The 15,382-nt window shown below is 41.6% G+C and carries 12 protein-coding genes; 8 read left to right on the forward strand and 4 right to left on the reverse strand.

What is annotated here, in order from left to right; all coding sequences use genetic code 11:
- Window positions 1-26 precede the first annotated feature (26 nt).
- The 4 genes from RMY63_RS32025 to RMY63_RS32040 all read right to left on the reverse strand — a co-directional run bounded on the left by RMY63_RS32025 (window position 27) and on the right by RMY63_RS32040 (window position 3,519).
- Window positions 27-323, reverse strand: a complete 297-nt coding sequence (locus tag RMY63_RS32025) for a hypothetical protein (RefSeq protein ID WP_322732561.1) — start codon at window positions 321-323, stop codon at window positions 27-29.
- Window positions 324-341: 18 nt separating this feature from the next.
- A complete protein-coding gene (locus tag RMY63_RS32030; RefSeq protein ID WP_322732562.1) occupies window positions 342-1,610 on the reverse strand; it encodes a bifunctional sterol desaturase/short chain dehydrogenase in 1,269 nt (422 codons plus the stop codon).
- Between the two features lie 98 nt (window positions 1,611-1,708).
- Window positions 1,709-2,665 (reverse strand): fatty acid desaturase family protein, encoded by a 957-nt coding sequence (locus RMY63_RS32035; protein ID WP_322732563.1) that lies wholly within the window; start codon window positions 2,663-2,665, stop codon window positions 1,709-1,711.
- 182 nt (window positions 2,666-2,847) lie between these two features.
- Entirely contained in the window at window positions 2,848-3,519 is a 672-nt protein-coding gene (locus tag RMY63_RS32040) for a LuxR C-terminal-related transcriptional regulator (RefSeq protein WP_322732564.1), read from the reverse strand.
- 100 nt (window positions 3,520-3,619) lie between these two features.
- Between RMY63_RS32040 and RMY63_RS32045 the strand changes: the two genes are divergently transcribed.
- The 8 genes from RMY63_RS32045 (at window position 3,620) to RMY63_RS32080 (ending at window position 15,377) form a co-directional block, all read left to right on the forward strand.
- The gene (locus RMY63_RS32045; RefSeq protein ID WP_322732565.1) at window positions 3,620-4,276 is read left to right on the forward strand and encodes a DUF3386 domain-containing protein; all 657 of its coding nucleotides are present in this window, start codon (window positions 3,620-3,622) and stop codon (window positions 4,274-4,276) included.
- Window positions 4,277-4,439: 163 nt separating this feature from the next.
- Window positions 4,440-4,949: a HugZ family protein gene (locus RMY63_RS32050; RefSeq protein WP_322732566.1), complete on the forward strand. Its 510-nt coding sequence runs from the start codon at window positions 4,440-4,442 to the stop codon at window positions 4,947-4,949.
- Between the two features lie 141 nt (window positions 4,950-5,090).
- Window positions 5,091-5,975 (forward strand): alpha/beta hydrolase, encoded by an 885-nt coding sequence (locus tag RMY63_RS32055; protein WP_322732567.1) that lies wholly within the window; start codon window positions 5,091-5,093, stop codon window positions 5,973-5,975.
- Between the two features lie 505 nt (window positions 5,976-6,480).
- A complete protein-coding gene (locus RMY63_RS32060) occupies window positions 6,481-7,233 on the forward strand; it encodes a hypothetical protein (protein WP_322732568.1) in 753 nt (250 codons plus the stop codon).
- Window positions 7,234-7,238: 5 nt separating this feature from the next.
- Entirely contained in the window at window positions 7,239-8,198 is a 960-nt protein-coding gene (locus RMY63_RS32065) for a DUF1822 family protein (protein ID WP_322732569.1), read from the forward strand.
- A gap of 20 nt (window positions 8,199-8,218) precedes the next feature.
- Complete coding sequence (locus tag RMY63_RS32070; RefSeq protein ID WP_322732570.1) at window positions 8,219-10,567, forward strand: CHASE2 domain-containing protein; 2,349 nt, start codon at window positions 8,219-8,221, stop codon at window positions 10,565-10,567.
- A 13-nt stretch (window positions 10,568-10,580) separates the two neighbouring features.
- Window positions 10,581-11,393, forward strand: a complete 813-nt coding sequence (locus RMY63_RS32075) for a DUF928 domain-containing protein (protein ID WP_322732571.1) — start codon at window positions 10,581-10,583, stop codon at window positions 11,391-11,393.
- Window positions 11,394-11,504: 111 nt separating this feature from the next.
- Complete coding sequence (locus tag RMY63_RS32080; protein WP_322732572.1) at window positions 11,505-15,377, forward strand: filamentous hemagglutinin N-terminal domain-containing protein; 3,873 nt, start codon at window positions 11,505-11,507, stop codon at window positions 15,375-15,377.
- Window positions 15,378-15,382: the final 5 nt, after the last annotated feature.

Raw genomic sequence — 15,382 nt, forward strand, 5'->3', positions numbered from 1 at the left:
CAAAATCAAAGCAAAACTACACGTACTCAGGCAATACGGTTCAGATAAGCTTTTTTTTCTCCCCCTGCTTCCCCTGCATCCCCTGCTCCCCCTGCCTGCCTCAAGGGAGAAATTTCCTTAACTGAACCGTATTGCGTACTCAGGGATAATTCATGAATTGCCCCTACCTGAAAATCATTAGACCTTTTACAAAAGTCCCCCAACACCCCACCCCCAACCCCTCCCCGCAGGCGGGGAACTCGGGGCCCCCTCTGGGGATTAGGGGCAGGGAGAATTTGACGTAAGTCAAAGGCGGGGTGGGGTTCTTTTTTTGATTCATGCAAGAAGTCTATTCTTTTCGATTATTGTTTGCGTAAGTCCTGTTTATTTTTCGCTGTCCGGCTGAAGACTCGATAGTATAGTGACGTACTAGTTTCCTTTAAGGGAAACAGCAGATAGGTGAGAGGATTTATTGCCACAATAATATTTCGGAAGTCGCGCCGTGCCAAAAATAAGATCGCACGAGCAACTTGCTGTGCAGACATCACTCCATAAGGATTCAGTTGACTCTTAAATGGGCCAAGAATTAACTTGCGAATTACACAATCCCCATCCAAACGCTTGAGGGTAACAATATCTCCTAACGCTCTTTTGCTGAGTTCATAAAGTGGACTCAGTGCTGGAGAAACCTCAGCCTCAGAAGTGTTTACCCAGATTTCCTTAGTTGCTTTTGCTTGTGGCCCTATTACAGTTGTCGAAAATATATCTATCAACCGCAATGCTGAAAAGGTATTTACTTCATAAGAGGAGTTGATAGCCTCCGATGTGCGGCTGGCGTAGACATTGACTCCGTGATTGATAATTAAAATATCTACTTTCTCTAAACTATGCTTCAGATTGGCTTCGTTGCCCAACTGCCAGGAAACCACCTTTACCCCAACTTGCTCGACTAATTTTTCTGGATTAGTGGTTAATGCCACGACCTTAGCATTATTCTTTACAAGTTCAGCCGCCAACGCTTGCCCCAACGCTCCTGATGCTCCGGTTAAAGCGATGGTTTTACCTTTAAGAGATAGTCCTGTACCAAGAATTTTATCCACTAGGGGAAAGACACCACTATAGTAGGCGTTAACATCATCAAAATGATGCCGCCAATGGTAAGACCGATTCACCCACCAAATGGATGGAATTGTCTCTAAAGGGCCGGGTAGGTGGTTGTAATCTGTATCAATTTTTCCTTGAAAATATCGTACAGACGCGCCATACAAAAAGGTGGAACCATAAGCTACTCCCAGCCATAACCCCTTATGCTGGACAATTAAGGCAATGACTATCAATACCACCAGCAGTAGACTCGATTCTAAAATGTCATGATAGAGTTGCGATTCTTGGTAAACTTTGAGGGAAACTATCGATAAATCGCGGCGATAAGCCATGTGGTGCTTGTTGTGCCATTTAGCAAGCCAATTGACTTGGTGACACAAAGCATGGTAGCTGTCTCTCAATATCTCAGCGAGTAAAAGTGAGAAAAGTGCCCAACTAGCAAACTCTAAGCTGGCATTTAGCCAAACCAAATTAATTTGTAAGCTTGTTTCAATTCCTATCAAGTTTTCAGCTAGCATTTTTATCATATTTGTCTATACTCGCTTTTCTTAATCATTCTTCATGATCATCTGATAAAGGTGCATTAAAATCGAGTCTAGAGCAAATTAAAATCAAATCGCTTATGCTACCAATGTCCAAATTTGGCCATAATATCTCGATTGACTTTTACATAGCCAGGTTCTATATGGCTAAAGTGTTTGCTCATCAGCTGATGTGCTTTATATAGGGCGTGGAACGGAATTGATACGTACAAATGATGCTCTGCATGAAATGGCATATTCCACATAAAAAATCGTACAGGCCAGAGTGTGAGCGTTGTGCGGGTATTGGTGAGCAGATTTGCATCAAGAGTGCAACCTGTATGTTCTGCTAGCAGAATGAAACGGAGAATTGGCTGACCGACAAGCAGAGGTAGCAGCCAATATAGGAAAAACCAAGGCTGATTAACTACAATTGAAAGAGCGATCGCACCTGCATAAATACCTAATTGCCAACGTGTAGAACGCATAACTTCGGCTCGTGCTGCTTCTGGCACAAATGGAAAATTGTCAAATTGACCAGTGGCAACTTGAAAATGCCCACGTATTTTACCCCACCACCACGGTAAACCGCTAATTATCAACAAGTATTTGCCCAGGTTGCTCGGTTTGGGATCGGTCAATTCTGGATCTTTGTCAGGAACGCGAGTGTAACGGTGATGCCATTTATGATAACGACGAAAAAATGTGCTGTTGTAAAATGAGAGCAAGCCAGAAAACCAAGCTACAGCACCATTCAAACGATTGTTAGCGAAAGCTGTTCTGTGAACGCATTCATGCATTGGTGCAAACATCGAAGCCAGACTGAAGCCGTAGATTATCAGTGCTGGTATAGCCACTGACCAATTACCAAAGTTTGTTGCCCATAGGTAGCCACTGCAAACCATGACTGTAAGGTGCAAAGCCAATTGAACTAGCCCTTTGCTGTTGGAGCGATCGTTTAGAAGACTTAATTCTTGTACACTGAGAATTTTATAGAAGTTTTGCTCTTTATGAGCTTTGTCATCCAATAATTCAGATTGAATAATTGCGTCATTAGACATAATTTGAAGGAAATTGCCGTAAACAGTTGCGTGTGGGTTCCTTTGTATAGCAGTCGAAGCATAGGTTAGAACTATGTTGGTTGCTAAAACCTTTGATAATACTGAGTTTCTACTCAGCACGGGCTAAACGCCCCGCTATCGCTAACAGCACGGGCTAAACGCCCCGCTTCCGCTAACAGCACTCAGCACTTTGCTATATCTTGTAGCTTTGCTACCATTTCTGCACGCGCCGAAACCTTCAACTTCCGAAACATCCTCTTTAAAGCTTGTTTAACGGAATTTTGCGTAATCCAAAGTTTTTCTCCAATTTCTGCATTCGTTAAGCCCTGTGCCACTAACTCGGCAATTTCTAACTCGCGCGCTGTCAAAGGACTTACTAAAAGAGAATTGGATATTTTGGGTTTTGTTCGTAGGGTTGCCATTTTTGCTGACAAATGAATGCATAAAGCGCTCAAGTCAGCTAAATCGTTACCATTAAAGGCAGGATTTCCCTTGTCACGTGCCAAGTTAAGGGTTCCGACAAGACGACCATCGCAAACAATTGGCCCAGTCATCACGTGTTCGTGGTCGGAACGCGAACAAAAATGCTTCCAGTCTCCTGGCGATAATAATAACTGTTCGTGGGCGGGAGCATGACGCTCAACCACATAGCGCCCCACTGGATTGCTCTCTAAGCATACAGCCGGAATGCCTGAAACATTAATCTCAGTGGTTGGCTGCTCATCAAGGAGATAAATACCCCAATTTTGCACGCCAAAATGCTCGCTAATTTGATCCGTGAGAGCGAGTCTTAACTCTTGCTCATTCTGGACATTAGCGATCGCATCAAATACAGCGTGTAGAGAATTAGCCATAAGTGTACCCAGTTGGGGACTATCCAAGCCTCAACAATTACTTCTATGCTAATACCAAGAATACTAAAACGCTAATTACAGTAGCGACTAGGAGAAGCACATGACAGTTACACAACTCTCTGCTCAGGAACTTTTCCGGGCTGCTTATGAAAACCGCTATACTTGGGACAAGAATTTCCCTGGTTATACCGCAAATATTACCTTTAAGCATGATGATAAAGTGTTTACAGGCAAAGTTATCATCAGTGCCAATCTCAAAGCCGAAGTTTTGGATGTAGATGACGAGTCAGCCCAGAAAGCAATTCATGGTCAAGCTTGGGAGATAGCAATTCACCGCATCCGCCGCAGCTTTGAAGACACTCACAGCGCCAATACGTTTAGCTATGGTAAAACTGACCAAACAGGTGCGGTTGAGCTTTTAATGGGTGGTAAGGCTGAGGGCGATAAATACAAAGTCCGCAATAATGAAGTCTGCCATGTTCACCGTCTAATCCACGGTACTTTTGTTACCATTGACACCTTCAGCAGTCACGACACTGGGGAAGGCTATCTGTCCCATACCTATGACTCTGTGTACCATGACCCCAAAACTGGGGAACAAAAGGGTGGTAGAAGCGAATTTATTGATGAGTATGAAAAAGTTGGTGACTATTTCATCCTAAATCGTCGGGAGATTCGCACCGAGACAGCAGGACAATTTTCTACTCAGGAATTTATTTTCTCTGACATTAAATTGTTGGAACCTGTTGCTGCTTAAGCGGTATTCTGTAAGTTGAAAATTAGCGATCGCTCTGGAGTTAAAGGGAGCGATCGCTTTTATTTTTTGGGGATTCCGTGTGTAGCTGTAGCCGATCCTAGACATCGCTCAATCACGTTAAGATACTTAATTAGGTGTTCCTAATAAGCGTGGTAATTTACTTATGAGTCAACTTGAAAACATTCAAGCTGAGTACGAAAAGTTTCTTGAAGCATTTGAGAGTGTAATTATTAGCACTGTGAGCGCCCAGGCAATACCCAATGCTAGTTATGCTCCCTTTGTAATAGATGATTCCAAAAATATCTACATTTACGTTAGTGGTCTTTCGATTCATACCAAAAATCTCTATGCCAATCCTCATGTTAGTATCTTGTTTATCGAGGATGAAGCTAAAAGTAATCTAATTTTTGCCCGTCGTCGTTTGAGTTTTGATTGTACGGCAACTTTGATAGAGCGTGAAACTGACAATTGGAATCAAATTGTTGAGCAATTTCAAAAGCGGTTTGGTGAAATTATCGAGGTGTTGCGCGGCTTGTCTGACTTTCGGATTTTCCAACTAACTCCAAGTGAAGGTCGTTTTGTTGTTGGTTTTGGGGGAGCATATCATATTAGCGGCGATAACCTTCATCAACTCGTTCAAATCACAGGAGATGCCGATAAAAAGCAAGGGTAAATGATGAATTCTGAATTTTGCTGTATATATATTGATTCATCAAATCTTCTCCTGATTATTGAACTATTCAGACAGATGTATTTTGACTCCTGAATTAGTTTGACTGTATGCAAATTGAAATAAACTAAACTTTTTAATTTTATGCTTCAGTTTCAACCTCCTGGCTTTGGGCATAAAGTCATCCATACATTCTTGGGGGCAATGGTTTACTATACCCAAACAAATGCACCTTGGGCGATTGCTGACACTGAAGATTTACCTCCACTACTATTTCTCCATAACTTTGGTGGGGGAGCGTCTGCCTATGAATGGTCTAAAGTTTACCCAGCTTTTGCCTCTAATTACCACATTTTAGCCCCCGATTTAATCGGCTGGGGAGAATCGGCCCATCCAGTCCGGGATTATAAAATTAGGGATTATCTCAGCACGATCGCAGAGTTTATCATCCAAACTTGTCGTCAGCCGGTGACAGTGGTAGCCTCATCTCTGACAGCTGCTTTTGCTATTCGTCTAGCTATTGTTCAACCCAATTTATTCAAAGCACTGTTTTTGGTTTCCCCTTCTGGATTTGATGATTTTGGGCAGGGTGCTGGACGCAGACTTCCGCTTTCGGTAATCAATGCGCCTCTGTTGGACAATTTTATTTACATGATTGGTGCTGAAAATGAAATTGCAGTCCGAAATTTTTTACAAAGTTTTCTCTTTGCTAAGTCACAACGAGTATCTCCAGAAATGGTGGAGGCGTATTTAACCTCGGCACAACAACCTAATGCCAAGTTTGCTGCTTTGGCATTTTTGCGGGGCGATCTTTACTTCGATCTGAGTTTATATATTCAACAACTGACAGTTCCCGCCGTCATTTTTTGGGGAGAAAAAGCACAATTTACCGACATCAAATTAGGACAACGCTTGGCAAATTTAAATCCAAGAGCAATTCGAGATTTTTATGCGATCGCAGATGCCGGAATATTACCTCATTTGGAAATACCAGAAGTTTTCATTGGTCTATTGCAGCGGTATCTTTAAGAATTAGGAAAGATTTTCATAGTCAAATCATATAGGAATCCGGTTTGATTTGGAGAACTTACTTACGTAGTCAGGCAATAGGCTCTCTTGCAATAGGCAACAGTCAAGAAGGCTATGAAGAGGTGTACTCAAATCTTGCACCAGTCTCAAAAACCACCATAGGTTAGAAACCTATGGCTAATAGCGAAAATCCTCTCAAGAGGACTCAACTTTATTAATGGTATGGATTTTAGTCCACTTAAGTGGACTTTCGTTATGAGCCAGAGAATTTATTCTCTGGCGGAAGATTGGGGAGGTGCAAGATATGAGTGTACGGACTTTTTTCACGCAATCAAATATGAGTCCTCTTCCCCATGCCCAAAAACTCCACGCCACTTGCGGGATGGAGTTTTTCATAAGTTTTCATAATTTTCTGATTTTTAACTGATATACAAGTAAGGTTAAAAGCAAGCTTATAACTGTGCTGCTGTCTCGTGTCTACTGTACTTTTTTTGGTTAAAGCTTTATGGACGATCGGGATGAACGCCTACGCCAATTGATTGCAACAGTGTGCCAACACCCAGATGGCAGCCGAGAATGGCGAAAAGCTATGAGTCGGCTTCTGATTTTAATTCAGGGACTACCAGAATTTAGAAAATACTCAAGCCTGGACTGTCCCGATTATTTTTTAGATGCCCTGAACCAAACTTTAGAGTGGTTCAGCCAAAATATTAGAAATTTTCAGCCACGTACATCTTCAGTTCGAGATGATTTAATCAAATGGATCAAAAGCTACCTTTACTGGCGCGTCAAAGATTTAAGTTCACCATCTTACCCTTCAAGAAAAAAAACTCATTTGTCCTTAGATGAAAGCATTTTAGATCCAGATGGAGAAATAACAACTTGGTTGGAACGAGTGTCACAACAAGGACAAATATTAGGAACATCATCTAATCCATATGTTTTGAGCGGACTAGAAATGTATCTGGAAAATTTACAGCAGCAGTCACAACAAAGTTTAGTAAGCAACTTGGCACTTTACATTGAGCAAGATCCAGACAAGCAACTACAAAATTGTTATCCTCGTAAACATCCCGAATGCAACTGTCAAGCACTAAGCCAAAGGTTGCTGTTCATCTTTAATAATCCACCAGATACACTTGCGGATATTGCTCGCGAGAGCCAAATCAATTACCAAACTCTGGTATCTCATTGGAAATTAAAAGCAATACCGCTCCTACAAAATATTGCAATTCAACTTGGATATCAATCTAATTAACAATCATGAGTAGCACAGAAACACTTTGTTTAAAAATTCCCCTTGGACGAGAAGCTCATGCGATCGCCCGTCAGTTTGCTCTGGAACAAACTACATCTCAAAAAGGTAAACAAATCTATTTGAATACACTAGCAGTTTATGCTGTTTACAGTTACTTAAAATGGTTGCATATTGATACTGCTTTAGAGAAAGGTGATAGTTGGCATCCCCTGAAACGAGCTTTATTTGATGTTGCCGATTTAGTTATTCCTAACATTGGTAAGTTAGAGTGTCGTCCAGTTCAACCTGGAGAAACGGCAATTTGCTTACCCCCCGAAGTCATGAAAAATAGAATTGGTTATGTGGCTGTCCAATTTAGCGAATGCCTAAATGAAGTGCAGTTGTTGGGATTTGTGAGAACAACTACTATTTCTACTACTTCAGAGCAAATATCACTAGCAAGCCTTAAACCCCTTAATTTCCTTTTTGATTGTATTCCTAACACTGTCGCTGATCCTGCACTTAAGGCAAGCCAGATACAGGTGAACTTAAGTCAATGGTTCGAGAATTTATTTGAAAACAGTTGGATAGCTTTAGAAGAAATTTTTGGCAATATAAATGAGAAAAAATTTGCTCTCAGAAATGTTTCATCGTTGGGTAAAGATAGCGTAGCGAGAGCAAAAATCATAGATTTAGGACTACAACTGGGAAATCAATCACTAGTGCTGCTTGTAGCGCTCGCACTATTCTCTCAACAGAAAGTAGAAATACTAGTACAAATACATCCTTTATCTGAAAAACTCTATTTGCCATATAATCTGAGAATTAATTTATTCTCAGACACAGGAAAAATTATTCAAGAAGTTGTATCACGAAGTAATGATAACTTTATTCAATTAAAACGGTTTAGAGGGGATTTTGGAGAAAGCTTTCATATCCAAGTGTCTCATGGTAATTTCACTATCAAGGAAACTTTTGTCATCTGACACTTTTTTGTAGGAGTGTAATGAGTAAGTTAGTTGTCTTGAATTTAGGTAAGGGCGACCTCCATAAAGGTTTTCCTGATGTCACGGTTCAACTTGGGTTAATAAATGACCCACGTGCGATGGAATTTCGCGGGAGTTTACCAGCAGCGCCAGAAATTTCTCAACTTTATCGAAATTGGCAAATACTATATTCGGCTCTCTACCGTCACTATAAATGGTGGATACGTCTGGAAGTTGAAGATAATGATATAACAAATTTTTCGGAATTGGAATTTAACGATTTATGTCAGCAATTATCATCTAGAATCAATATTTGGTTCAATTGTGAGCAGTTTCGCAAAATCGACCAAAAATTACGCACGCAATTAAATCCAAACGACGAAATTTGCTTTATAATTGCAACTTCTGATAACTTATTACGACGACTTCCTTGGCATTTGTGGAACTTTTTTGAAGATTATCCGAATGCTGAAGTTGCACTTAGTCCCTTAGAACTACAAAGACCAAATAAAATATATACTCAAGAAAAAAAAATCAAAATTTTAGCGATTTTTGGCACTCATAAAGGAATTGATATTAGTCAGGATAAGTATTTATTAGAGAAATTATCAAACCAAGCTCAAATAAATTTCTTAATTGAGCCACAACAAAAAGATTTAAGTAATGAACTTTGGGGCAAAGGTTGGAATATTCTATTTTTTGCTGGACATAGTTCTAGTCAAGAAAGAGGAGTTCTGCAAATTAATCAAACAACAACAATTACTCTAGATAAATTAAAACATGGACTCAAGAAAGCAATTGAGAGCGGATTGCACTTAGCAATTTTCAATTCTTGTGATGGCTTAGGTTTAGCAGAAGCATTAGAGGATTTACACATTCCCCAAGTCATTGTCATGCGTGAACCAGTCCCAGACTTGGTAGCACAGGAATTTTTAAAACATTTTTTAGGTGAATTTTCTAGCGGACAATCACTGTACTCGGCACTGCGCGAGGCGCGAAAAAGGCTGGAAGGAATAGAAGATAAATATCCTTGTGCAACTTGGTTGCCAGTAATTTGCCAAAATCCCTTGTCAGCGCCAATGACTTGGCAGTTGCAGCGAAAAATAATCACCACCAAGATTGTTTTAGTAATATTGATAACAAGCTTGTTGATAACAAGTTTAGTCATGGGGGTGCGGTATGGGGGTTATCTGCAAACGTCAGAACTACAGGCTTTTGACCATTTTATGCAGTTGCGATCGCATTTTGTCACCGAAAAACCTGACGAGCGGATTTTAATTATTACAATCGATGAAGCAGATATTCAATACCAACTCAATAAAGGAATGCAAATGCGATGGTCATTATCTGACCAAGCCCTTGCTCAACTATTAGATAAATTAAATAAATACCAACCACGAAGTATCGGTTTAGATATTTATCGTGATGGTAGTGTAGATCCAAAATACCCAAAATTAGCTACTCGTTTTCAAAAGGATAATCGTTTATTTTTTGTATGCAAAGTTCCTACTACTGGTGATGATGGGGATAGTGATGGTATTCCGCCACCTTCTGGAGTTTCAATAGAACGCTTAAGTTTTAGTGATTTTGTTGCAGATGAAGATGATATTGCTCGTCGCCAGCTTTTAAATTTGACTCCTCCCCCAACATCTCTCTGTTCTACAGAAGACGCTTTTAATCTCAAACTAGCACTTCATTATTTAAAGAAAGAAGGCAAAATATTAAGTGTTACAAAATCAGGTTATTTACAAATTGATGATATTGTATTTCAGCAATTAAACGAACACACTAGCGGTTATCAAAAAGTAGATGCATCCGGTTATCAAATCTTGTTGAATTATCGTTCTCTTGACTCTGTGGAAAAAATTGCCGAGCAAGTTAGTTTGAGAGATGTGTTAGATGAAAAAATATCATTAGAAACAGTTCAATCACTCAAAGACCGGATTGTGATGATTGGTCTTTCTGCCCCTACTAATACAAATGATTATTGGAAAACACCTTTCAGTTCTGATGTGAAACCGAAGCAAAAGCAAACACCGGGGGTATTTGTACAGGCGCAGATGCTAAGTCAAATCCTCAGTACAGTTTTAGATAGCAGACCTTTATTGTGGTGGTGGTCTGGATGGGTAGAGGCACTTTGGATATGGGAATGGTCATTAGTAGGAGGTATTACAGCATGGTATTATTCAAAACCGCTACACCTGGGATTAGCGGTGATAGTCACACTTTTAACAGTATTTGGGTTATGTTTTGGTATTTTTGTACTAGCTGGATGGGTGCCATTTATCCCCTCAGTATTAGCGTTACTAGCTACCCAAGTAATGGTAATCTCATGGTTTAGACGTTTGCATATTCATAAGAGAAAATAATTAAATTTTGATCGTGATTAAAAAAAAATTACTTGACCAAGCAATTCAACGCGCTTGCGTAATTTCTTTGGTATTTATTGGTTTGATGAGTTACTCGCAATCAGTGCAGGCACAATTGACCAATTCGATTCAAAACACTGTTAAAAATTCGCCTTCCCAATCCTCTCAGCAACCAAAATTGCCTAAAAATGGCGCACCCACAGGTCGGCGCAGAGCCGGGGCTGGGCGTACTGATTGTCCCAGCAATCTCACACAGCTTACTGCTTTAGTACCTGGTGATGGAGGGAAATCAGTATTGGCATCAACAGTTGCAGAAAATCCAACTTTTTGGTTTTATATTCCCCAATTACCACAAACCACACGTTCTGGAGAATTTGTATTACAAGAAGTGCTAGATGGTAAAGATGTAAAAAGGGTCTATCGAAGACCTCTTACTCTGTCTGGAAAATCGGGGATCGTTAGCATTACTTTGCCAGCACAACCGCAATATTTTTTAAAAGTAGATAAAAAATATCATTGGTACTTTCATATTTATTGCGGCGATGTAGAAAAAACATCTGACAATTTTTATGTAGATGGGTTTGTGCAAAGGCAAGTGCTGACACAGGCTCTTGATAGTCAGTTAAAGTCAGCAAAATCAAAAGAGTACATTGTTTATAGTGCCAATAAGATTTGGTACGATGCCCTCACTAATTTAGGTCAACAACGTCGTATCAATCCGCAGAATGCAACTCTTAACAAAGATTGGGTTGACTTATTAAATGCAGTTGGCTTGCAAGACATTGCTAAAGAGCCAATCGTAGAGGATTACAACTTGAGAAAATAAGACTAGTCACACGATGCAGTTACTGATTTACGTAATTGCGAATTGCGTTAGCGCAGCGTTAGCGAGTCTTCGAGCGTCATTGCGAATTGCGAATTGCTTAATGGGGGTGCTATGTCAGGAATTCAAAATTGGCGGTGTTGGTGTAGTAGTTTGGTGGTGGTAAGTGTTTTAATTGCTTGCTTACAGAATAGAGTTTTTGCCCAAAAAATTACCCCAGATAATACCTTACCCAATAACTCTAGCGTTGCCAGGGATGGAAACACCTTTAATATCACTGGAGGAACGCAAGCAGGAAGTAATTTGTTTCACAGCTTTAGCGAGTTTTCTGTGCCTACTGGTGGCACTGCTTCTTTTAATAATGCTTTGGATATTCAAAATATCATTACTAGAGTCACAGGTGGGTCTATCTCCAATATCGATGGCTTAATTCGTGCTAACGGTAAAGCTAACCTATTTCTGCTTAATCCCAATGGCATTATCTTTGGAGCGAATGCACGATTAGATATTGGTGGTTCATTTTTAGCAACCACAGCCAGCAGTTTCAAATGGAGCGATGGTAGCAGCTTCAGTGCCACCAATCCTCAATCTCCCTCGGAGTTATTAGCAATCAATCCTTCGGCACTGTTTTTCAATCAACTGCAAGCAGCCAAAATTGAGAACAGGTCAACCACCGATGCCGGAAATAATCTCAAAGGGCTGAGAGTCCGAGATGGGCGAAGTTTGTTGTTAGTGGGTGGAGATATCATTCTTGATGGTGGCTCGTTGACTGCTTTAGGTGGGCTAGTGGAATTGGCAGGAGTCTCTGGTAAGGGGACTGTGGGATTAAATGTTGATAGTCAAGACCTGAGTTTAAGCATCCCTAATGATGTACAAAGAGCCGATATCTCTTTGAGTAATAACGCAGTTGTGGATGTGAGTGCTGGTGGGGGAGGCTCAATTACAGTCAATGCTCGGAATTTAGATTTAAAACAAGAAAGTCAACTTGTTGCTGGGATTAAGTCAGGTTTGGGTACAGCAACGGCTACAGCAGCAGGAGATATTAAAATTAATGCTACCGATACTGTCTTTTTAGATAACAGTTTCGTTAGTAACAAAGTAGAAGAAAACGGGGAGGGCAAAGCCGGAGGTGTATTGATTAACACAGGCTCATTAGCAGTCACCAATGGTGCCTACGTGAGTGCCAGTACCTATGGAAAAGGGGATGCAGGCAGTGTCACCATTTTTGCAACAGATGCAGTCAAGTTTGATGGATATCATAGATATCCCAGTGGGGCATACAGCGAAGTCATCTCTGGAGCAGAGGGCAAAGCCGGAGATGTATCGATTACCACTGGCTCATTATCAGTTACCAATGGTGCCCTACTGAGTGCCAATACCTTTGGAAAAGGGGATGCAGGCAGTGTCAGTATTTTTGCTAGAGATGCTGTCAAGTTTGATGGTGAAAGGAAGGATGGATATTCCAGTGGGGCATTCAGCAAAGTCAACTCTGGAGCAGAGGGCAAAGCCGGAGGTGTATCAATTACCACTGGCTCATTATCAGTTACTAATGGTGCCTACGTGAGTGCCAATACCTTTGGAAAAGGGGATGCAGGCAGTGTCAGTATTTTTGCTAGAGATGCTGTCAAGTTTGATGGTGAAAGGAAGGATGGATATTCCAGTGGGGCATTCAGCAAAGTCAACTCTGGAGCAGAGGGCAAAGCCGGAGGTGTATCAATTACCACTGGCTCATTATCAGTTACTAATGGTGCCTACGTGAGTGCCAGTACCTTTGGAAAAGGGGATGCAGGCAGTGTCACCATTTCTGCTAGAGATACTATCAAGTTTGATGGTGAAGGCAAGGATGGATCTGGCAGTGGGGCATTCAGCAGCGTCAACCCTGGAGCAGAGGGCAAAGCCGGAGGTGTATCGATTACCACTGGCTCATTAGAAGTTACCAATGGTGCCCTACTGGGTGCGAATACCTTTGGAAAAGGGGATGCAGGCAGTGTCACCATTTTTGCAACAGATGCTGTCAAGTTTGATAGTGAAGGCAAGGATGGATATTTCAGTGGGGCATTCAGCCAAGTCGGTCCTGGAGGAGAGGGCAAAGCCGGAGGTGTATTGATTAACACAGGCTCATTAGAAGTTACCAATAGTGCCGAACTTAATGCCGATACCTTTGGAAAAGGGGATGCAGGCAGTGTCAGTATTTTTGCTAGAGATGCTGTCAAGTTTGATGGTGAAAGCAAGGATGGATATTCCAGTGGGGCATTCAGCCAAGTCAACTCTGGAGGAGAGGGCAAAGCCGGAGGTGTATTGATTAACACAGGCTCATTAGAAGTTACCAATGGTGCCCAACTTAATGCCAATACCTTTGGAAAAGGGGATGCAGGCAGTGTCACCATTTCTGCTAGAGATACTATCAAGTTTGATGGTAAAGGATATCCCAGTGCGGCATTCAGCCAAGTTGGTTCTGGAGGAGAGGGCAAAGCCGGAGGTATATTGATTAACACAAGCTCATTAGAAGTTACCAATGGTGCCCAACTTGATGTCAGTACCCTTGGAAAAGGGGATGCAGGTAGTATCACCATTTTTGCTAGAGATGCTGTCAAGTTTGATGGTGAAGGTAGTAACTATGAATATCAATATCCCAGTAGCGCATCCAGCAACGTCAGATCTGGAGCAGAGGGCAAAGCCGGAGGTGTATCGATTACCACTGGCTCATTAGCAGTCACCAATGGTGCCCAACTGAGTGCCAGTACCAATGGAAAAGGGGATGCAGGCAGTGTCAGTATTTTTGCTAGAGATGCTGTCAAGTTTGATGGTGAAAGCAAGGATGGATATTCCAGTGGGGCATTCAGCCAAGTCAACTCTGGAGGAGAGGGCAAAGCCGGAGGTGTATTGATTAACACAGGCTCATTAGAAGTTACCAATGGTGCCCTACTGAGTGCCAGTACCTATGGAAAAGGGGATGCAGGCAGTGTCAGCATTACTGCTAACACTTTTGAAGCTAGCAATGGTGGTCAAGTATCCACCATTACTTATGGTGAATCCGACGCTGGTAATATTACATTCCAGGTCAAAGACAATATTACCCTCTCTGGGTTAAAAACTGGTCTATTTGCCAGTACCAGTGAAGGTTCTATTGGTAATGGTGGTAGTATCATCATTGACCCCAGAATCATGACAATTCAAGATGGTGCTGTAATTGCCGTTGACAGTCAGGGAGAAGGTACTGGCGGTTATATCCAACTGACCGCAAGCTTCCTCACCCTAAATCAAGGCACAATCTCCGCCGCAACTCGCAGTAATACTGGTGGTGATATCACTCTCAATCTGCAAGAGTTATTATTACGCGATCGCAGTCAAATCACCAGCACTGCTGGCGTTGAGCAGTTTGGTGGTAATGGTGGCAATATCACCATCAATGCCCCTAATGGCTTCATCCTCGCTGTGCCCAGTGAAAATAGTGACATTACTGCCAATGCTTTTACAGGCAGTGGTGGCAGAGTGGATATTCAAGCCAATGGCATTTATGGTATTGAGTTCCGTGAAAGTCCAACTCCCTTGAGTGACATCACTGCTAGTTCAGAATTTGGTACACAAGGCACTGTAGAACTCAACACCCCAGATACTGACCTTGACAGTGGCTTAGTGCAATTGCCAACAATACCAACTGACACCCAAGTAGCACAAGGCTGCTACAGTCCAGATTATGCCCAAAACCGATTTGTCATCGCTGGACGCGGCGGTTTACCACCCAATCCCCAAGACATTCTCACTCCTGATGCGCCTCAAATAAATTGGGTATCTGTTAAACCCACTAACAACAATCGTTCCATACCACCTGTTACCAGTAAACCAACTGCCTCCATTCCCAAACGCATTGTTGAAGCCACAAGTGCGACGCTAAACGCATTTGGACAAATAGTTCTCAGTGCTAGTTCATCTAACGCTACTCCTCACACTTTCACACAGAACCCTATTCAGTGTCATGGTAGCTAAAGTTA

The organism is Nostoc sp. ChiQUE01b (assembly GCF_034531255.1).
Taxonomy (GTDB): Bacteria; Cyanobacteriota; Cyanobacteriia; order Cyanobacteriales; family Nostocaceae; genus Nostoc.